Annotated in this window: 17 protein-coding genes; 13 read left to right on the top strand and 4 right to left on the bottom strand. The window is 47.1% G+C overall.

The genetic code is table 11. The features are described 5' to 3' along the window. The 5 genes from ACQSGY_RS06245 (at position 1) to ACQSGY_RS06265 (ending at position 5984) form a co-directional block, all read left to right on the top strand. Entirely contained in the window at positions 1–1185 is a 1185-nt protein-coding gene (locus ACQSGY_RS06245; RefSeq protein ID WP_427051138.1) for an aminotransferase class I/II-fold pyridoxal phosphate-dependent enzyme, read from the top strand. Beyond that, complete coding sequence (locus ACQSGY_RS06250) at positions 1182–2357, top strand: trans-sulfuration enzyme family protein (protein WP_427051139.1); 1176 nt, start codon at positions 1182–1184, stop codon at positions 2355–2357. Before ACQSGY_RS06245 ends, ACQSGY_RS06250 begins: the two co-directional genes overlap by 4 nt. A gap of 233 nt (positions 2358–2590) precedes the next feature. Then, positions 2591–3727: a cyclic dehypoxanthinyl futalosine synthase gene (gene mqnC / locus ACQSGY_RS06255; protein ID WP_145403077.1), complete on the top strand. Its 1137-nt coding sequence runs from the start codon at positions 2591–2593 to the stop codon at positions 3725–3727. A 272-nt stretch (positions 3728–3999) separates the two neighbouring features. Beyond that, on the top strand, positions 4000–4974 hold the full coding sequence (locus ACQSGY_RS06260; RefSeq protein ID WP_427051140.1) for an aldo/keto reductase: 975 nt from the start codon (positions 4000–4002) through the stop codon (positions 4972–4974). Next, positions 4971–5984 carry a zinc-binding alcohol dehydrogenase family protein gene (locus ACQSGY_RS06265; protein ID WP_427051141.1) on the top strand — a complete coding sequence of 338 codons (1014 nt, stop codon included), beginning with the start codon at positions 4971–4973 and terminating at the stop codon, positions 5982–5984. Before ACQSGY_RS06260 ends, ACQSGY_RS06265 begins: the two co-directional genes overlap by 4 nt. Positions 5985–6137: 153 nt before the next feature. Here ACQSGY_RS06265 and ACQSGY_RS06270 read toward each other — a convergent pair whose 3' ends face one another. From ACQSGY_RS06270 to ACQSGY_RS06285, 4 genes are all read right to left on the bottom strand, one after another. Further along, on the bottom strand, positions 6138–7043 hold the full coding sequence (locus ACQSGY_RS06270; protein WP_216519439.1) for a YitT family protein: 906 nt from the start codon (positions 7041–7043) through the stop codon (positions 6138–6140). A 121-nt stretch (positions 7044–7164) separates the two neighbouring features. Beyond that, entirely contained in the window at positions 7165–8403 is a 1239-nt protein-coding gene (locus ACQSGY_RS06275; RefSeq protein ID WP_110893929.1) for a cation:proton antiporter, read from the bottom strand. 4 nt (positions 8404–8407) lie between these two features. Then, complete coding sequence (locus tag ACQSGY_RS06280; RefSeq protein ID WP_110893927.1) at positions 8408–8902, bottom strand: cation:proton antiporter regulatory subunit; 495 nt, start codon at positions 8900–8902, stop codon at positions 8408–8410. Between the two features lie 330 nt (positions 8903–9232). Further along, a complete protein-coding gene (locus ACQSGY_RS06285) occupies positions 9233–9643 on the bottom strand; it encodes a hypothetical protein (RefSeq protein ID WP_289374669.1) in 411 nt (136 codons plus the stop codon). Positions 9644–10571: 928 nt separating this feature from the next. Between ACQSGY_RS06285 and ACQSGY_RS06290 the strand changes: the two genes are divergently transcribed. From ACQSGY_RS06290 to ACQSGY_RS06325, 8 genes are all read left to right on the top strand, one after another. Further along, a complete protein-coding gene (locus tag ACQSGY_RS06290) occupies positions 10572–11516 on the top strand; it encodes a putative sporulation protein YtxC (protein ID WP_427051142.1) in 945 nt (314 codons plus the stop codon). A gap of 446 nt (positions 11517–11962) precedes the next feature. Then, positions 11963–13900 (top strand): threonine--tRNA ligase, encoded by a 1938-nt coding sequence (gene thrS / locus ACQSGY_RS06295; protein WP_216519445.1) that lies wholly within the window; start codon positions 11963–11965, stop codon positions 13898–13900. Positions 13901–14348: 448 nt separating this feature from the next. Continuing rightward, on the top strand, positions 14349–14888 hold the full coding sequence (locus tag ACQSGY_RS06300; RefSeq protein ID WP_427051204.1) for a 3D domain-containing protein: 540 nt from the start codon (positions 14349–14351) through the stop codon (positions 14886–14888). 111 nt (positions 14889–14999) lie between these two features. Next, positions 15000–15209, top strand: a complete 210-nt coding sequence (locus ACQSGY_RS06305) for a hypothetical protein (RefSeq protein ID WP_216519447.1) — start codon at positions 15000–15002, stop codon at positions 15207–15209. An 833-nt stretch (positions 15210–16042) separates the two neighbouring features. Next, complete coding sequence (liaF, locus tag ACQSGY_RS06310) at positions 16043–17077, top strand: cell wall-active antibiotics response protein LiaF (RefSeq protein WP_427051143.1); 1035 nt, start codon at positions 16043–16045, stop codon at positions 17075–17077. Positions 17078–17080: 3 nt separating this feature from the next. Next, complete coding sequence (locus ACQSGY_RS06315) at positions 17081–18118, top strand: sensor histidine kinase (RefSeq protein ID WP_216519451.1); 1038 nt, start codon at positions 17081–17083, stop codon at positions 18116–18118. Next, positions 18115–18777, top strand: coding sequence for a response regulator (locus ACQSGY_RS06320; RefSeq protein WP_145403069.1), 663 nt, complete (start codon positions 18115–18117; stop codon positions 18775–18777). The genes ACQSGY_RS06315 and ACQSGY_RS06320 overlap by 4 nt, the downstream gene beginning before the upstream one ends. Positions 18778–18926: 149 nt before the next feature. Next, positions 18927–20567, top strand: coding sequence for a S1C family serine protease (locus tag ACQSGY_RS06325; protein ID WP_216519455.1), 1641 nt, complete (start codon positions 18927–18929; stop codon positions 20565–20567). Positions 20568–20624 lie beyond the last annotated feature (57 nt).

Below are 20624 nucleotides of genomic sequence, written 5' to 3' on the forward strand. Positions count from 1 at the left end.
ATGGAAGATAACAAGTTGAAGATTGAAAGCCGTTTAGCTCAGATTGGGTCCATCAATGAACCCGTTACAGGAGCCGTTAACTTTCCGATTTATCAATCCACTGCGTTTCGTCACCCGAAGCTGGGACAAAGCACCGGGTTTGATTACATTCGTACAACCAATCCAACACGTAAAGTGCTGGAGGAGGCTGCAGCGGCACTGGAATCCGGTGATGCAGGTTTTGCCTGTAGCTCCGGTATGGCGGCGTTGCAAACGATCTTTGCGATGTTCAGCCAAGGAGATCATCTGATTGTTTCACTTGATCTGTACGGCGGAACATATCGACTGCTGGAACGAATTCTGTCTCGCTTTGGCGTAACGGCAAGTTACGTGGATACGAATGATCTGGAAGCGCTGGAGAAGGTGTACCAGCCAAATACCAAAGCTGTATTTATCGAGACACCAACCAATCCGCTTATGATGATCACGGACGTACAAGCCGTAGCTTCCTGGGCCAAAAGCCATAACCTGCTGACGATCGTGGACAACACATTGCTCACGCCGTTCTTCCAGCGTCCGATTGAACTTGGCGCAGACATTATCATTCACAGTGCTACCAAATATCTGGGCGGACATAATGATGTTCTCGCTGGACTTATTATTACCAAAGGTGAAGCTTTGTCTGCGGAAATGGCTTTCCTTCATAATTCGATTGGTGCGGTGTTATCGCCGAGTGATTCCTATCAATTGATGAAAGGCATGAAAACCCTTGCGCTTCGCATGGAGCGTCACGAATATAACGCGCTGACCATCGCGAAGTTCCTGCTGGAGCATCCTGCGGTTGCGGAAGTATTCCATCCGGGATTGTCCGATCATCCGGGATACGAGATTCAGCAGAAGCAATCTTCAGGCAATACCGGCATCTTCTCATTTAAAGTCAAGGATGCACGGTATGTGGAGCCATTGCTGCGTCATATTCAATTAATTGCGTTTGCCGAAAGCCTTGGCGGTGTAGAATCCCTCATGACTTACCCGGCAGTGCAGACGCATGCGGATATCCCGCTGGAGATTCGTGATGCTGTAGGTGTAGATGACCGTTTGCTGCGTTTCTCTGTCGGAATTGAACATGCGGAGGACTTGATTGCCGATCTGAATCAGGCGCTGCTGGCAGCGCAGCAGGAAGTGGAAGGAGGCGTAATCTCATGAGTGATGTAAACCGCAAAAAACCGGAATCAGGATTGAAGTTTGAGACAAAGCTGCTTCATTTCGGGGATGAGATTGATCAGACAACCGGCGCATCCAGCGTGCCGATTTATCAGGCATCCACATTCCATCATTTTGATATTTTTAATCCACCAAAGCATGACTACAGCCGTTCGGGCAATCCTACCCGTCAAGCTCTGGAGGACTATATCGCTTTGCTTGAAGGCGGAGTGCGTGGTTTTGCCTACTCATCAGGCATGGCTGCCATCTCCAGTGTATTTATGATGTTCTCTGCAGGAGATCATATCATTGTTACGGAGGATGTATACGGAGGCACCTATCGCCTGCTGACGACCATTCTCAGCCGCATGCAGATCGAGACTACATTTGTAGATATGACGAATATCGAGGAAGTCAAGGCAGCCCTTAAACCAAACACCAAAGCTGTTTATATGGAGACACCCTCCAATCCAACGTTAAAGATTACGGATATTGCGGCCGTAACGTCCTGGTCGAAGGAGCATGAACTGATTACGATTCTGGATAACACATTTATGACACCGTATTATCAGCGGCCGATTGAGTTTGGCGTAGATATCGTTGTACATAGTGCTACGAAGTTTCTGGGCGGTCACAGTGATGTGCTGGCGGGGCTGGCTGTTGCACGTACAGATGAGCTGGGCAGACAGCTGAAGCAGCTGCAAAATGGATTGGGCACGGTGCTGGGAGCTCAGGAATCCTGGCTTCTGATGCGCGGAATGAAAACACTTGGAGCACGCATGGCTCACAGTGAACAGAGCACAGCCAAGCTTGCGGGATGGCTTAAAGGGCGCAAAGATATAACGGCTGTCTATTACCCTGGACTTGAGGATCACCCGGGTCGTGAAGCACATGAGCGTCAGTCTACGGGCTACGGAGCAGTTGTTTCTTTTGACGTAGGCTCGGGAGATCGTGCCAAAGCGGTGCTGAACCGCGTGAAGCTGCCGATTGTTGCTGTAAGTCTGGGTGCGGTGGAAAGTATTCTTTCTTATCCTACAATGATGTCACATGCGGCCATGCCGGCAGAGGTTCGACATGAGCGTGGAATTACCGATGGATTGCTGCGTTTCTCGGTAGGGCTTGAGGATATTGATGACCTGATTGCCGATCTGGAGCAGGCTTTGGAGGCCGAATAAAGTTAAAAAGACAGAATATATTGATCTATTCTTTTGCACAGAAACTTGAGTTTATATGTAAAAATTTTAATTGATTTTTAAAGCACCTTTATATAAGGTGCTTTTTTTCACATGTAACCTGTGTTACGATATGTATAGTAGACCATTACGATGTTGCCGACAGAAGTTGCTTATTGCAAACCAGCCGGATGGAGCATCGTATTATTTTCTCTTCATGAGGGAGGCTTTTTACGATGAGTACGGTGGACCGTATCTTAGATAAAGCCCTTAGGGGCGAACGTTTGGACCTGGAAGACACGATTCAGTTATTTGAATCCGATGAAGTGGACAAAATCGGGGCAGCTGCCAATGTGATCATGAAGCGTATGCACCCTGAACCATACAGAACCTTTGTAATTGGGCGTAACGTTAACTACACGAATGTATGTGACGTATACTGCCGTTTTTGTGCTTTCTATCGCAGACCTGGTTCTGAAGAAGGGTATGTACTGCCGGATGAGGTCATTTTTCAGAAGATTCAGGAGACAGAGGATGTTAACGGCACCGAGATTCTGATGCAGGGAGGAACTAACCCGAATCTGCCGTTCAGTTATTATACTGATCTCCTGAAAGCCATCAAGGAGCGTTTCCCGAATATTACGATGCACTCCTTCTCGCCAGCCGAGATTATGAAAATGGTGGAAGTATCCGATGGGCTTACGCTGGAAGAGGTTGTACGTGCCATTCACGAGGCTGGACTTGATTCTCTGCCTGGTGGTGGTGCCGAAATTCTGGATGATCGTACACGCCGCAAAATCAGCCGTCTTAAAGGATCATGGCGCGACTGGATGGACGTGATGCAGACAGCTCACCGGATCGGGATGAATACAACAGCAACGATGGTTATCGGTCTCGGAGAATCCATGGAGGAGCGTGCACTGCATCTGATGCGTGTTCGTGACGCGCAGGATGAATGCATTGCAAACAAGTATGATTCCGAAGGTTTCCTGGCCTTTATTCCGTGGACTTTCCAGCCGGATAACACAAACCTCAAGCTGGAGCGTCAAACACCGGAAGAATATTTGAAAACCGTAGCGATCAGCCGTCTGGTGCTGGACAATATCAAAAACATTCAATCCTCCTGGGTAACGATGGGCCCCGAGATTGGTAAAAAATCGCTTGAATTCGGCTGCAACGACTTTGGCAGCACGATGATTGAGGAGAATGTAGTATCTTCTGCAGGCGCAACATACAAAGTAAACATTGAGTCTATTCTGCGTCTGATTCGCGAGTCCGGTTATATTCCGGCGCAGCGCAACACTCGTTATGAGATTTTGCGTATGTTTGACGAAGAGAGCATTGTGCCTAAAGATTTTGTAATGCAGAACTAATCTGATTTTATAGTGCAAAAATGGACTTGTATCATTACGTTTCGACTTATAATTGAATGCAGACTTTTACCTAATGATAACCAAGGGACAAAGCAGGTTTACGCTGCTTTGTCCCTTTTTCGTGTGATTAATCATAAAATAAGATGGATTGTAGATCATCATGCAGATCATTAAACAGTACATATTACGCATTTGACGATATGTTATATAGATTTTTAACTGATACAATGAAGGGACAGTTGTGTAGTAAAACCGCTGGGAGGAACGAAGGGATGAAAAAAAGGAAACTGGGAAAGACATCGCTGGACGTACCTGTTTTGAGTTTTGGGGCATCTTCGCTTGGTTCTGTATTTCGTGATATTGATCGCGAGGAGGGCATTCGGACCGTTCATGCGGCTGTGGATGCAGGCATGAATTATATAGACGTTTCGCCGTATTATGGCTTGACCAAAGCAGAGACGGTGCTTGGTGAGGCGATCCGCAGCTTGCCGCGCAGCTCATATACGTTATCCACCAAAGCTGGACGTTACGGTGAGAACGAGTTTGATTTTTCACGCAAACGTATTCTGAATAGTGTGCAGGAAAGCCTGTCTCGTCTGCATACCGATTATATCGATATTTTATTTCTGCATGATATTGAGTTTGTGGAGCCTGAAATCATCATTGAAGAGGCGTTTCCAACTCTGCTCGAATTGAAAGACAAAGGCATCATTCGTTATGCGGGTATCTGTGGCTTGCCGCTGCCGTTGTTCGAGCAGATGCTGCCGCAGGTCAATGCGGATGCCATTATCTCTTACTGTCATTATGCCTTGAATGATACGTCACTGTTATCCCTTCTGCCTTTGCTGGAGGAAAAAGGGGTTGGACTTGTAAACGCTTCACCTCTCTCGATGGGATTGCTTAGCACACGCGGGACACCGGCATGGCACCCGGCGGGTGAACGGGTGAAAGAGCTCTGTCTGAAGGCTGCTCGCTTCTGTCAGGAGCAGGGGAGCGATATCGCCAAGCTGGCCGTGCAATTTTCCACAGCCAATGAACAGATTCCGACAACGCTGGTGAGCAGTGCAAGTCAGCGTAACATTATGAATAATGCGAGCTGGATTGAAGAGCCGATGGATCATCAGCTTTTGGAAGAGGTGCTGCGTATTCTGGCTCCGTTGAACAACGAAACGTGGTCAAGCGGGCTTGCACAGTATAATACGAACATAAACACAACGTTGAATGGAACCAAGGAGGAACAGGCATGAGAGCTATCGTATGTGAAGAAATAGATCGTTTGGTGCTGAAAGAGCTGCCGCAGCCAGAAAGAGCTGAAGGAGAAGCGTTGGTCGCGATTCAGCGTATCGGCATCTGCGGTACAGATCTGCATGCGTACAAAGGCAATCAGCCGTTCTTTACGTATCCACGTGTGCTTGGTCATGAGCTGGCTGGTATTATCGAAGAGATTGGCCCGAATGAGGCGGGCTTGCAGCCTGGAGATCAAGTCAGCATTATCCCTTATCTGCACTGCGGACACTGTATAGCTTGTCGTTCAGGCAAGACAAATTGTTGTGCATCGATGCAGGTGATGGGAGTACATGTTGATGGAGGCATGAGAGAGCGCATTGCGGTACCCGTATCTCATCTGCTGAAGGCAGATGGTCTAACGCTGGATGAGACAGCCATGGTGGAACCGCTTAGCATCGGGGCTCACGCCGTTCGCAGAGCCGCACTCCAGCCGGGAGAACGTGTAGTCGTCATTGGTGCGGGGCCTATCGGACTCGGTGTGATGGCTTTTGCCAAGCAGGCAGGTGCTTACGTTATTGCGGTAGATCGTAATCTGGACAGGCTGGAGCTTAGTCGAACGTGGGCCGGAGTAGACGAGACGGTACAGGCGGATGATCAGGCATTACAGCGCGTTTCCGAGATCACTGACGGAGACTATGCGACGGCTGTATTTGATGCGACAGGCAATGTTCATTCCATGAACGGCGCTATTCCGTACGTGTCACACGGCGGGCAGTTAATCTTTGTTGGCCTGGTTAAAGCAGACATCACGTTCCATGACCCGGAGTTTCATAAACGGGAGATGAGTATGCTAGGTAGTCGGAACGCAACACGTGAGGACTTTGAACTGGTGCTCTCTACGCTGCGCAGCAAAAAATTAAGTATGGATGGCTATGTTACACATCGTGCTGCATTTGATGAGCTGCCAACAGCAATGGATGCCTGGCTGTTGCCCGAAACTCAAGTGGTGAAAGCGATTGTTGAATTATAATTTCATATAAATTTATATTTGCAGCAGGTTAAACGAAAAAACGCTCTCTTCCCATGTGATGAGTATGGATATTAATCCATCTCCTCATCAGGGGAGAGAGCGTTTTGTTATAGTGCTTGTGTTTTTCCAATCCGTACAATGTTATTTTTCTGGTTACTTTTCTGGATTGGCTACAATGCCTGCATACGGATCAATATGGCGAACGATCGTTTTCAGCCAGATCATCTCCAGGAAATGCACTTCGTAATAAAGTGCTCCTGGAATCTGACCGATCCAGCCTGCTGCTCCAGCGATGGGGGAGGACTCCGCAGCAGGGAGGCTCTGTGGTTCTCTGCGCAGGCGCTTGCGCACAGCTTTTTCAACTTGAGTACTTTGTGTCGTGAGAATGCATATGCTGCGTTTCGTGGAGAATCCCCGGAATGCAAGGTATACCATTTCATAGGCAATGAGATAAGCGATGACAGAATACATGGCCTGATCCCAGCCAAAAACAACACCAGCAGCTGTCAGGATGATCAAGTTAAGCAGCATGATTATTTTTTCGATAAGCATCCGTTTCCCGCTAAAGACACGTTCAGGAGGCCGGGAGGACGGATCACCTATTTCCAGCGTATCCAGTGTCCCGCCATACCGAACGACCAGCCCGATTCCGAGCCCCAGACATAAACCGCCAAACATGGCAGCAGCCAAGGGATGCTCGACGAGCGGCGGCATGGGATGTAGCACAATGGCACCGATCGAAAAGACAACCAGACCCAGAACAGTAACCAGTACAAATTTTTTCTTCACAATTCTGTACGATAAAAAGATAAACGGAACGTTGAATAGAAACAGGAATAATCCGATTCGAAGCTCAGTCCAATGTGCGAAAAGGGAAGAGATTCCCGTTATGCCGCCAATAATGATTTTATTGGGATGCAGAAACAATTCAAGTCCCACGGAGGCCAGAATCCCGCCAACAATGACCAGAAACAGGTTCAACCAGCGGTGAGAAGGCGATATGCTGGTCTTCTTGGCAGTGTGTGGCGCCGGATTAGCCGATATCAGAGGTGCTTTCACAGGTCATCCTCCTTATGTGCGGCTTTCGAGCCATTCTCCCTGGGGTGTTCACAGAAAGTTCGGCGTGCAGCCGCTTAGTTACTTGATTCGTTCAATTGTCTGCTCTGTACAAACATGGAATTTATCCTTCTTTCTGCAGCACTTTAGGTTCCTCTTTTTTTTTGCGTGCATCTTTGAACTTAAATATTTTATTCAACAAATTAAATACATGTTTGGATTCCTTGGTTAACAGTGGTCCAAGGATAGCCAGAATCAATACATATAGTGCAGCAAACGGCTGAAGTAATGGCAATAGTCCGCCCGCTTTACCCATGTTTGCCATAATAATTGAAAATTCTCCACGAGATACAATGGTTAATCCGATATTAGCGGATGCCTTCGGTGACAGACCTGCGCTTCGCCCAGCCAGCATGCCTGCAAGGAAGTTACCGAACAATGTGATCACAACGGCAATCAATGCGAGCCATACGGCCTCACCACCCAGAGATAACGGGTCAATAGAGAGTCCAAAGCTGAAGAAAAAGATCGCTCCGAAGAAATCACGGAATGGCAGAATCAAATGCTCGATCCGTTTCGCATGCTCGGTTTCTGCAAGTACAAGACCGACCAGCAAAGCACCGATCGCTTCAGCAACATGAATCGTTTCGGAGAAGCCGGCAACCAGGAACAATGCACCGAAAACAACAAGTGAAAATAATTCGTTGGAACGGATTTTGAGCAGTTTATTCAGGAGCGGTGTAGCTTTACGTCCGATAATGATAACAATCAGCATGAAGCCAAGAGCGATCAATGCAGACAGGATTACGCCTCCGATCGAGGATGAATCACTGAGTACAAGTCCGGACAGAATCGAAATATATACTGCGAGGAAAACGTCCTCAAACATAATAATGCCCAAAATCATTTCCGTTTCCGGATTCGCAGTTCGTTTCAGATCAACCAGCACCTTGGCAACAATCGCACTGGATGAGATCGTGGTAATCCCTGCAATCACAAGAGCTTCAGCTGCCGGGAAGCCGGAGGCGAAACCAAAGACTAATCCCAATGTAAAGTTAATCCCGATATAGATCGAGCCGCCGACTACAATGGAGCGGCCCGACTTCACCAGACGGCCTACAGAGAATTCCAGCCCCAGATAGAACAGCAGGAACAGGATACCGATACGGCCCATAAAATCGATAAACGGCTGACTTTCAATGAAACGGAAGTCCAGATGCCAGATTTGCATGGCATGTGGTCCAACGGCCATACCGATCAGAATATAAAACGGTACAACCGAAAATCTCAGTTTAGCGGATAAAAGGCCGGCTGCTGCAATGAGCACCAGTGCCAGACCTACTTCAAAGATCAAATGATCCATCGAGTTACCCCCTTCCCGTCAGGAGGAGGGACTTGAAAAGCTTCTGCTGGTTGCGTTCGCCAACGGCAACAACCGTTGAATCTGCGCTAATCACAACCTCCGGACCTGGGCTGATATGTTTTTTATGATTTTTCTCCACAACAGCAATGACCGTTGCGCCAGAGTTTTGACGTACATTCAATTCACCAATGGATTTGCCAATGCATCCAAATGAAGCTTCGATTTTGTACCACTCAATAATGAGGTCGTCAAACGTCACTTCAATATTTTCGAGCTGTTTTGGTTTATAAGTTAGTCCACCCACGATTGCTGCAATTTGTCTCGCTTCATTGTCGTCCAGCGTAATCATGGAAATGCTTTGATCTGGATCTTCATATTCAAAATGATACATCTCCCGACGTCCATCGTCGTGAATAATGATAACGATTTTGTCGCCGCTGCTTGTTTCAATCTGAAATTTCTTGCCGATTCCCGGCAAATCTGTTTCGCGTACATCCATGGATAGTATGCCTCCTTAGTGGTTGAGGCTGGCCATAGAAGGAAGGCTTGGCTTCCCGAGATCAGGTCATCTGCTGCTCAAGCGGAACATCAAATGGTGCGGGGAAACAGAGCCAGTAATTCCTGACGCAGCCGAATATATGATGTGAAAATAGATTGTTCTGCAAATTAAGGTACAGCAAAATAAGAGCTGCAATTGTGTGCTTCAGATGATCGTGTGTTTCAAATCTAACGTTCACATAATGGGTTGTAAGTTATGCACGAGAACACCGTCTTCATGGAAGAGGTGGCTCCATGCGCAGGCATCCAGAAAAATACGGCAAACAGGCCCTTATCGAGCGCTGGCGTATTTGGGTGCCATCGGAGTGAGGGATAAATACATACTGGTATACTTGATTGGCAGCAGAAATAATCTGCGTTTGAACAAACAATACCACGGTTTGAAAGACAGACCTGCAGTGGGAATTCGCAGCACAATGAAGAGTGCGAGGACAAGAAATACAGGCTTGGTTTGCGTTACAGCAGCAAGCTTGGACATGACTTGTGTATTTTTGCGAATGGCAGGTTTGTGCTGAACCTCGGGTATTTGAACCAGTACTTCGAGCACTTCTTTATTCGAAGTGGCGTCAACGGATACACCAACGGCAGATTCAGACTGCATTGGAATGGGGAAGCACAGCGCCTGAAAAACGCACAAAATGATAATAATCGCGTGATGAAGCAGTCTAGGATGTGGTCTCATTTTTGGCTTCCCTCCTTCCGTGAAACATACTGTTATAAAAATAATAACACATTTTTGTCTTAACTCCAAACCATTCATTGTCTGTTCTCAAAACGTTCAATTATATTGTCTTCGAAACCCATCCATTCAAAGATCCTTAAAAACATTGATTCTATTACCCTCTGCATGAGCAGATAAACGAAACGTTTTCTCCGGAGCGTTGCAATGATCACAGGGTTTAGAAGTAATCGAACCAAGTTCAACGGCTAGGATGATCCTCCTACAAATCCTCATTTTCCAGCATGGAAAAATTCTAACGATTCGTAGAAACCTTATATGGAGTGTTTTCTCTACTTTAAATTTTTAACGATCTCAGGAAACGTTATTTCAAGGAATTTACATGAAAACAGGGAAGTTTCTTTGATTTTAGGTGGAATAAGCCCTCTGGGAAACTCTGGGAATCGTTAGAATTCCAGAACGTTCAAAACCCGACAAATAAGGTCATCTGAGATCGTTAAACTTACACTCACACTCAAATTATACCTGGGGCTCACCAGCATCTGCATGACTGTGGCTGTGTCAACGAATATTCTCACCAACACCTGCATAACTGTCACATCATGCCTGCAATATGTGTGTATCATTCTTACGGTGTAATTGGTTCTACCAATCCGCCATAGAGCCATCCTTCCGTCTCTCTGTACCTCCGCAACTTGGAATACAAACGCTGCAGCGCAGAACGGCAAAGACAACTGGGCTTGATTCGTGAATAGTCGAAGGGGCCGGGACATCGTTAGATGGTTACAATCTTTATCTCCTAACCATTTTTTTAGTGTCTCTTGCCCTCATTTTATGCTGAGAAATCATGACACCCTTTCCATCAAACCGCTTCGTATATCCCTGTAGGCCTTGCCATATACTTTGAAGAGAAAGGAAAGGAGTGATTTGAATGGAACTGTTTGCAGTATGGACCGATGTGTCTGGACAGGTGGAGGCAGATCGCTTTTATCAGTGCATCAAGGAAAAAGTCAAAGGTTTACATATAAGCAAGAGAGGTTTTCGTCTCAGCTTCAAACAAAAAGATGGCAGAGCAGTCTGGATATGCAGGGGCAATGAAAATCACGAGCATTTTCAGCAGTGGCTTCCCCGAATCAGTGATCTGTTATCCTATGGCATTGCTGATTATATTATGGAGACGCACGAACGAACGATTGTAGAGGATATGATTGCCAAAACATGTTCAGTTATGGATGAGCACGAAGTGGAAAAGGTTCATCGGATCTGTATGCCGCTGCTGTTTAACGGTGATCTGGATCAGCCCGGCCTTCGCGAGCGCCGCCGTGAAACACTGGCCAAAGGTTTGCGCCAGGATCTGGAGGATGTTCACTTTTTTCCTTTGGAAGGTCTGATGAATTTTCGTATCCGTTCCTACAAGCAGGAGCTTCAGGAGCTGGTGGAATACGCGCTGGATGAATTCTGGATGGATCGGCAGTACGAGGAGTTCATGGGCCTGCTTAAATACTTTGTATTTTTTCAGGAGGCAAAGGTTCCCTTGATCCATCTGATCCATAAAGACAAACATGAGTTTCAGGTGCTTGATGCAGGTTTTAATCTGCTGCCTGTCAAGAAGGATGAGCAGGTTGTCGTTGAGATGCCGGGCATCGAACTGGAGATGGATATTGAAGATATGATCGTGAGTACGCTTATTTCGATATCACCGGAAAAGGTCGTGCTGCATACCAGCACACCGGAGCTGCCAATCATCTCCACGATATGCCAGATTTTCGAGGATAAGGTGGAGATATGCCATCAATGTCCCGAGTGTGAAGTGCTTCGCTCGGTATTGCTGACAGGTCTTGACGCAGGCGATCTCGGCAATTATAATAACTGTTGATCCGTGATTTGTTCGCGGAAAGGCAACACAATGAACTTGATAAGCAAAAGCGATGACAAAGACAAGAGCCACATGCCTGATCGGTGCAGAGAGAGGAACCTGGGCTGAAATTTCCTCCGGATATCACATATGGTTTACCCCTTTGGAGCTGCAATTTTGAAAATAAAACCGGATTATTCCACCATCAGTAGATGGGCGTGTTTTGTGAGTAAGGATCTGCCGGGTCATGCCCGTTACCAACATGCCAATGAGGGCTGCATTCCTGCTACAGGAACAATCAGCTGAATTAGGGTGGAACCACGAGTATAACACTCGTCCCTTGACCGGGACGGGTGTTTTTTGCGTTCCTGCCGTTATGCTGGGCATCGGGAGGCGCATTAGATGACTAAGTCCAAATGAAAGACAATGAAAGTGAACGATGTTTATTTTACAGGAGGATGGGACAAATGGCAGTTAACATTAAACTACCGGATGGTTCGGTACGTGAGTATGCGGATGGCAGCAGTATTGAGGATGTAGCCGCTTCGATCAGCAGCGGTCTTCGTAAAAATGCGGCAGCAGGCAAGCTGGATGGCATCGTGGTGGATTTATCTACTCCAATTCATGAAGGCGCACTGGTGGAGATCGTTACGCTGGATTCTCCGGAAGGGCTTGAAGTGATGCGTCACAGTACAGCGCACTTGCTGGCTCAGGCGGTTAAACGTTTGTACGGAAACAAAGAGGTGCATCTGGGCGTAGGACCCGTCATTGAGGATGGTTTCTATTATGATATGGACCTTGAACACCCGCTGAACCCGGAAGATTTGCAGAAGATTGAAAAGGAAATGGAACGCATCGTGAATGAAAATCTGCCAATCGTGCGCAAGGAAGTCAGCCGCGAGGAAGCAATTCATATTTTCAATGAAGTCGGTGACCCATACAAACTGGAGTTGATCAATGCTTTACCGGAGGATAGCGTAATTACGATCTATGAGCAAGGCGAATTTTTCGACTTGTGCCGTGGACCACACGTGCCATCGACAAGCAAAATTAAAGTGTTCAAGCTGATGAACGTAGCTGGCGCTTACTGGCGTGGAGATAGCAAAAACAAAATGCTGCAGCGTGTATACGGTACGGCTTTTGTGAAAAAAGCACAGCTGGACGAGCACCTGCACTTCCTGGAGGAAGCACGTAAACGTGATCACCGCAAACTGGGTAAAGAGCTTGAAATGTTCACCTTCTCCCAGCTTGTAGGTCAAGGGCTGCCGATCTGGCTGCCGAATGGTGCCAAACTGCGCCGTACCTTGGAGCGTTACATTGTGGATCTGGAAGAAAGCCTTGGATATCAACACGTATATACGCCGGTTCTGGGTAATGTCGAGCTGTACAAAACTTCCGGTCACTGGGAGCACTACCAGGAAGACATGTTCCCGAAAATGATCATGGACAACGAAGAACTGGTTCTTCGTCCGATGAACTGTCCTCACCATATGATGGTGTACAAATCCAACATGCACAGCTACCGAGATCTGCCGATCCGTATTGCCGAACTCGGCATGATGCATCGTTATGAGATGTCGGGTGCATTGACAGGATTGCATCGTGTACGTGCGATGACATTGAATGATTCTCATATCTTTGCACGTCCAGATCAGATCAAAGAAGAGTTCGCTCGTGTCATTGAGTTGATCCAGACGGTGTATAAGGACTTCGGTATTCACGAATATCGCTTCCGTCTGTCTTACCGTGATCCGAAAGACACCGAGAAATACTTCCAGAACGATGAGATGTGGGAAATGTCCCAGCGCATGCTGCGTGAAGTTGTGGAAGAGCTGGATCTTCCATTCTATGAGGCCGAAGGCGAAGCGGCATTCTATGGTCCGAAGCTCGACGTACAGATCAAAACAGCACTGGGCAAAGAAGAAACATTGTCCACGGTTCAACTGGACTTCCTGCTGCCTGAGCGCTTCGAACTTGAGTATGTTGGTGATGATGGACAGAAGCATCGTCCAGTTGTTATTCACCGCGGTGTAATCAGTACAATGGAGCGTTTCACTGCATTTTTGCTGGAGAACTTCGCAGGTGCATTCCCGCTCTGGCTGTCTCCTGTTCAAGCCAAAGTCATTCCGGTATCCGGCAACTATGACGAGTATGCGCGTGAGGTTGAAGCGAAGCTGAAACGGGCAGGCATCTCGGCTGAAGCGGATCTTCGTAACGAGAAGCTGGGTTACAAGATCCGTGAAGCGCAGCTCGAGAAAATGCCGTACATGTTCGTTGTGGGCGAGAACGAGAAAAATGCAGCATCGGTATCCGTGCGTAAACGCGGTGAAGGTGACCTGGGTATGAAGCTGGTGGACGAGATCGTTGCCCAGTTGAAAGAGGAAATTGCTTCAAGACAAGTTTAATGTATTGTGAAACCTAATATAGGTATGTATTTTCAAAAATAAAACGGAAGCCGTCTGAGAAACAGGGAAGTACCCCTGCGTGGATCAGACGGTTTTTTGACGTGTAATCATGCGCTGTATATGAGGTAAGGTATAGAATATATGTTTTTTGGTAACCCTTTGCAAGTGAGGGGGAGGTTATACCATGAACATGAAAAAGTATGTTTCAAATGTGAATGAAAACAAGTTCATCATCATGTGCTGCTTTATCTTTGCTGGAATTTTGATGAGTTTCAATCAGGCCCAGGCCTATATATTTGAAGAGGAAAGCACCATCCTGCATGTACAGCCAATCAAAACGGACGAAGATCATGAAGTAACCCGGGGTGCAGCATTGGAGCGACCATCCAGGTTAGGCCAGGCTCAACCGCTGTATACGGACGAGGGCCGATTAACGACTTTAGCATACATGGCTTTGATGTGGTCGCCGCAGCCGATTATGCTTCCAAAACCCGAGCTTCAGGCGAAACGAGTGGTTGACCCGGTTGATCCGGGCATGCCAGTGCTTGCGCCGCGTTCGGAACAAATTTTGGGTACGAAAAAAGTGACTGCAACGGGGTATACAGCAGGTGTTGAATCAACTGGCAAAACACCGAAGCATCCTCAATACGGCATCACATATTCAGGTGTAAAGGTACGTCGGGACAAGGAAACGGTCTCCACTATCGCTGCTGATCCGAAGCTGTTTCCGATGGGCTCCATTTTGTATATTCCCGGTTACGGTTACGGAATTGTTGCAGATACCGGGTCGGCGATCAAAGGAAACAAAATTGATCTTTACTTTCCAACGACAAAGCAGGTATACAAAGAATGGGGCAAAAAGGATGTAGAGGTTCAAGTGATCAAGCAGGGCGGCGGGAAATGTACGGAGGAAATGCTTAAGGAGCTGTCCAAAGCCATTGATGTCTACAAAACCGTTCCGGATTCCTGGCTTGATAAGGCCATCTGATATGGAATGTGTTGCCTGAATAACAGCAAGCCGCTCTTCACATAATATTGACTGGGGACGAACCCCGCACTGCCATGTGCAGTGTAAATATGAAGAGAGAGGTGATTCGTTGTGGCTAAAAAATCACAAGGGTACCAAACGCCTAACGAGAAGTATGATGCTGAGTTTGGTCAGGAGAATGGAAGTGCTGCTTCTAAAGTGAAGCAAGCTTCTCAAAACAAAGTGCAAGACAATTACCAAACACCTGATGAAAAATATAATGCCGAGTTTGGTGTGGAAAACACAGGTCAAACAGGCCGTGCAGGCAAACTGAAAAAGTAAGTTTTGCCTCTCATCTAATGAGATGAAGTGCAAAAAGAGTAGGTATAACACCCTGGGGCAGCAGCTCCGGGGTGTTTCTATGTATTCTTTTGCAATATTGAGTATTAGAATAAGTTGAACTAAAGAATGTACACAATCCACTCCAATATGCTCATCAATTCAGGCACATTAGGGCGTGTCTTGAAACCTACTGAAGTGCATCTTTTACTGTCTTTTCGCCCCCTGCTGCGACACTTTCCCTTGACGTGCCCCGGCACGCCTGCGGAAAACTTCCTGGCTTGGAACGAAAATTCAGCAAAATCTGCTTCCTTCAGCGTTTTCAGACACGCCCTAGTCAAACATCGTCCATCGCTCATGGCAAGTGCAAGTCTGCCACCCTCTATTGCGAGCGCTAACGATCAGGAGAAGCCTTATTTCGGCATATTCGGGCTTTGGAAAATTCTAACGATCCCCAGAGACGCTATTGTGCTGAAACCAGCTTGATCAGGCTCATTTTTCAGGATTTCGAATGGAATAAGCTTCCTGGAGATCGTTAGAATTCAAATGTCTCCGATTCAGGGAAAATAAGCTCTATGGGGATCGTTAGCATTCCCTCTAACAGCCTGCCAAGGCTGGTATTCTTGCCCTATTACAACGCGCTTTGACGATCATCAACCGTTAATCGGTATAATGTCGTTTCTTTTGTTCAATTTATATAGAATAATAATATATTTTACATAATGTTCCTCCAGCCTCGGTCTCGGGACTGAGACAACTTCAACCTGTCGGCGCTGTTAACATCATCTCGTCTGATGTACACTGAATTTATAATAACGACGAAGGAGAAATGAGTGATGAAACGATCTACGCTTGAACGCTGGTGGGTTGGCATACCTCTTATCGCTATTGGTGCAATGATCTTGCTCAAACAATTGGGATATGACATTGATGTAGGATATATTTTCAGAACATATTGGCCGGTATTCCTGATCTGGTGGGGAGTCAAAGGATTGACGGAGATTCGGCGTCATGGTGGATATGCTGCTTTGGGGCCAGTAATCGTCTTGTCCATAGGGGGATTTTTCCTTGCACGCAATTTGGGTGTGATCGGATACTCGATCGGAGAATTCATTCGTTATCTGATCCCGATTCTGTTGATCGGTGGCGGTTTGTATGTATTGATCGGACCTGGGCAGCGCGACCGGAAACATCATGGAAAAGGAGGTATGACCCCGCTTTCACCGCCTGAGCAGCCATATAAGCCTTTGTCAGAGAAGGATTTGGAGATGCCTTCGTCATTTGACGAAGAGTTCGAGAAAACGTTTGGCAAGCCAAATCAGGAGTCGGTTTCGGGCAAGCAGCAATCGTTTCATTCGGGTGAGCAGCAGAATGTAAACAGTGGGGGTATGGATTCGTTTGACAAGCACTACAATACCCACTCGGGAGAACAGAAATATGGAGGCTTCGGTCACTCCCACGGCTATGGTTATCATGAAGATTACGGGACCAAAACATTTAATAAATCTACGTTTATTGGCGACTTTCATATGGGTAAGGAAGTATTCTCGCTGAAACCGATGAATATCTCCTCATTTATTGGGGACACGGTGATTGATTTAACCAAGGCGCAAATTGCTTATGGAGAGACCAAAATTGTCATTTCACATTTTATCGGTGATGTGAAGGTATTTGTTCCAGAGGATATGGATCTCGGCATCTCGTTAACAACGAATTCGTTTATCGGAGACATGAAGCTTCTGGATCACAAACGTGGCGGTTTTATGAGCAGCGCGCAGGAAGAAACTCCACATTATATGGAAGCTGGTAAAAAAGTGCGAATCATTGCCAGTGTGTTTATCGGTGACGTCAAAGTGAATAAGGTGGGTTAACACATGATTCGAACGATTCTCAAAGCAAACAAATGGGAACTGATGACGTATTTTGTGTTAACCGGATTGATCACACTGGTCGGATTCTATCTGTTATATGGGGATGTGCTTGCAGGCACGAATCGCAATCGGGCATGGACTTTTATTGGAATTGTCGTTGCAGGCACGATTGTTACGGGATATATCGCGGCGCTTCGCCTGCAACGGAAAATTGATCTGCTCGACCTGAATATGCTTAAAGTGTCCAAAGGCAATATGGCCGTACGTATGCCGGAGGCTGATGATGCTTCATTTGGGCGGGTGTATCAGGAGTTTAACGTGATGATGGAATCCATTGAAAATAAAATGAGATTGCTTCAGCGGCTGGGCGAGCAGGAAGTCATTGAGAAGGAGCAGGCTTCTGAACGTGCAGTGATCGAAGAACGCAAGCGAATGGCAAGAGACCTGCATGACACCGTCAGTCAGCAATTGTTCGCCATGCACATGTCGGCTTCATCGCTGCCGCGTCTGATGGAGATGAATCCTGAGCATGGACGCACTGTGCTGCACCAGTTAATTCAGATGTCTCATACTGCACAGCGTCAGATGCGCGGATTGATTGCCCAGCTTCGCCCGGTAGAACTGGAAGGGCGTGATCTGGCAGCTGCGCTGGACAGCTGGTTCCCTGACTACTGCCGGCAAAACGGACTTAAAGGTGTGAAAGAGCTGGAACTGGATGGCGGAGTCTCGGATGCCATTGAGCACCAGCTGTTTCTCATTATTCAGGAGGCTGTAGCGAATGTTGTCAAACATGCAGAAGCCGGACTGGTCAGCCTGGCGATTCGGGAATCTGAGCATCAGATCAGCATGAGCATCAGTGATGACGGGCATGGTTTCCTGCAGCAAACCGAACGTCCGGGATCATACGGTTTGTCTACGATGCGGGAACGCGCGGAGAAGCTCGGCGGACAGGTTCAGATTATATCCAAGCCTGGAGCTGGCACAACGGTGCGGGTGCTGATCCCTAAATTTCAGAATGTGTCAGAGGGGGAAACGGAATGAACGGCAAAGTTAACGTAATGATTGTGGATGACCATGATATGGTTCGGATGGGGTTGAAAACATATCTGATGCTGGAGCCTGCTTTTCATGTGATGGCAGAAGCGGGGAATGGTCAGGACGCGCTGGAACAGCTTCGTCAGATGAAGGATACGCATAAGCCGGACCTGATTCTCATGGACCTGATGATGCCCGTTATGAATGGAGCTGAGGCGACTGAGGCCATCATGTCCGAATTTCCGAATATGAAAATTGTGATGCTGACCAGCTTCCTGGAGGATGACCTTGTTGTTCAAGCGATTGAAGCAGGAGCGGTCAGTTATGTGCTGAAAACCGTCTCTGCCGAAGAACTGATCTACGCTCTTCAAGGTGCAAACAGGGGCATGCCGGTGATGACGGGAGATGTGTCACAGGCGTTGACGAGGGGAATCCGGCAGCGTACAGCAAGAGAAAGCGAATCCGGACTTACGGAACGGGAGAAGGAAGTGCTTTTGCTTGTCGCAGAGGGAAAAACCAATAAAGATATTGGAGAAGAACTACATATCAGTATCAAAACCGTCAAAACTCATGTAAGCAACCTGCTGATGAAATGTGAAATGGATGATCGCACGCAGCTGGCCATCTATGCTCATCGACAGGGCTGGGTGAAGAAAAATAGCTGAAAATGCTGCTATGACGGGAAAAAAGAGCAAATATTGCATGCTTTTATCTCCTTTTTAATTGTTTTTAAGGTGCGATTAAGGTTCAAAGTACAAAATAAGGACAGTTAAAGAATATCTCTTGCGAATAAGAGATTGGGAGGTAGAGAGGCATGGACGACCGTAATTATAGATCAAACCGACAAGATGAGGAAAAGGAAACAACACAAGCAGAGAATCGCAATTCTGCAGGAAATAATGATTCCTCTTATTATTATTCTTATGGACCGTTTCAGTCCGTGAATCAGGAAGATACAGCTGGCTCCGATGGGGCACGCCAAGAAGGAAATGTAGAGATTACCAGACCAGATCCGGTCAAGCCTGTTCCGACCTACTATAACAGCGGAGCTTCGGATCAGGCAGGCAGAATCTCTGGAGGCAGCGGTTCCGGGACTGGTGGCGGTCAGGGAAATGGCGGCAACAATAATGGTGGATGGAATTACAACAATCGCAGACCACGGTCTTCTGTAAGATCCCTTCTGTTCTCATTTATTGCCGGTATGTTGGTCATCACGGTGCTGATGTACACAGCAGACAGAACGAACATGTTTACACCGCAGGCCGCATTGACGAATAACGGAACAGAATCTGCTCAAGAGACACCAAGCAATACAGGTGGAGGTAACAATGTGACGGCGTCCTTGCTGCCAACAGGTAAAGAGGATGTATCCTCTGTGGTGAAACAGACTAGCCCGGCTGTCGTGAAAATTGAAACGTTGGCAAAACAGTCCACACGTGGTTCCGGACAAGGGGGAGCCAATACCAATGATCCGCTGTATCAATACTTCTTTGGCGGCGGTAATGATAACGGGCTTGGCGGCAATCAAGGTCAGAGCGAGCAGCCTCAAGCCAGCAATCAACTTGTTCCGCTGGGCATTGGTTCAGGATTCATTTTTGACAAAGACGGTTATATCCTGACCAATCAGCACGTCGTTCAGGGCGCAGACGTCATTCAGGTAACACTTGAGAACAACAGCAAGCCTTATGAAGCTAAACTTCTGGGCAGCAGCTTTGATCTGGACCTTGCGGTGCTGAAAATCGAGAAAAACAGCGGAGATAAAGACTTCCCGGTTGCGCCGCTGGGCAACTCAAACAATACCCAGGTTGGTGAATGGCTTGTAGCGATTGGTAACCCGGAAGGTTTTGAACATACTGTTACTGCGGGTGTGCTGAGTGCCAAAGAACGTACGATCAGCATTCCGGACCAAGAAACAGGAAAAACTCGTGAATACAGCCATCTGCTGCAAACAGATGCTTCGATTAACCCGGGTAACTCTGGTGGTCCATTGCTTAACCTGAATGGTGAAGTTATCGGCATGAACGTTGCTGTGAGTGCGGATGCACAGGGGATTGGTTTTGCAATACCATCCAGTGTGATCTCTGAAGCTGTGAAATATCTGAAAGAGAATAAGGATGTTCCCAAAGAGCCTGTACCGTTCATTGGTGCTTCCCTTATGAATCTCACTCCAGAAGTAGCTAAACAAATGGGAACGGACATCACGGAAGGTTCGGTTGTAGCGAGCACGGTATACCAATCGCCAGCCTATCAGTCTGATCTGAGACCGTATGATATTATTACCGGCGTAAACGGTACTCCAAAAGCAACAAGCCAGGATCTGATTGACTTTATCAAGACTCAGAAAGTCGGCGGGGAAGTTACGCTGAATGTCGTTCGTGACGGCAAGAAGATTGATGTGAAAGTGAAAATTGGCAACAAGAATGATTTCAATACAACACAAACACAGCAGCAATAAGAGTGCATGATGCAAAAGCAAGCATAAGAACGGAAGGGTTTGACCGCCCTTCCGTTT

Origin of the sequence: Paenibacillus sp. TC-CSREp1 (assembly GCF_050171015.1) — a bacterium.
Lineage (GTDB): Bacteria > Bacillota > Bacilli > Paenibacillales > Paenibacillaceae > Paenibacillus > Paenibacillus silvae.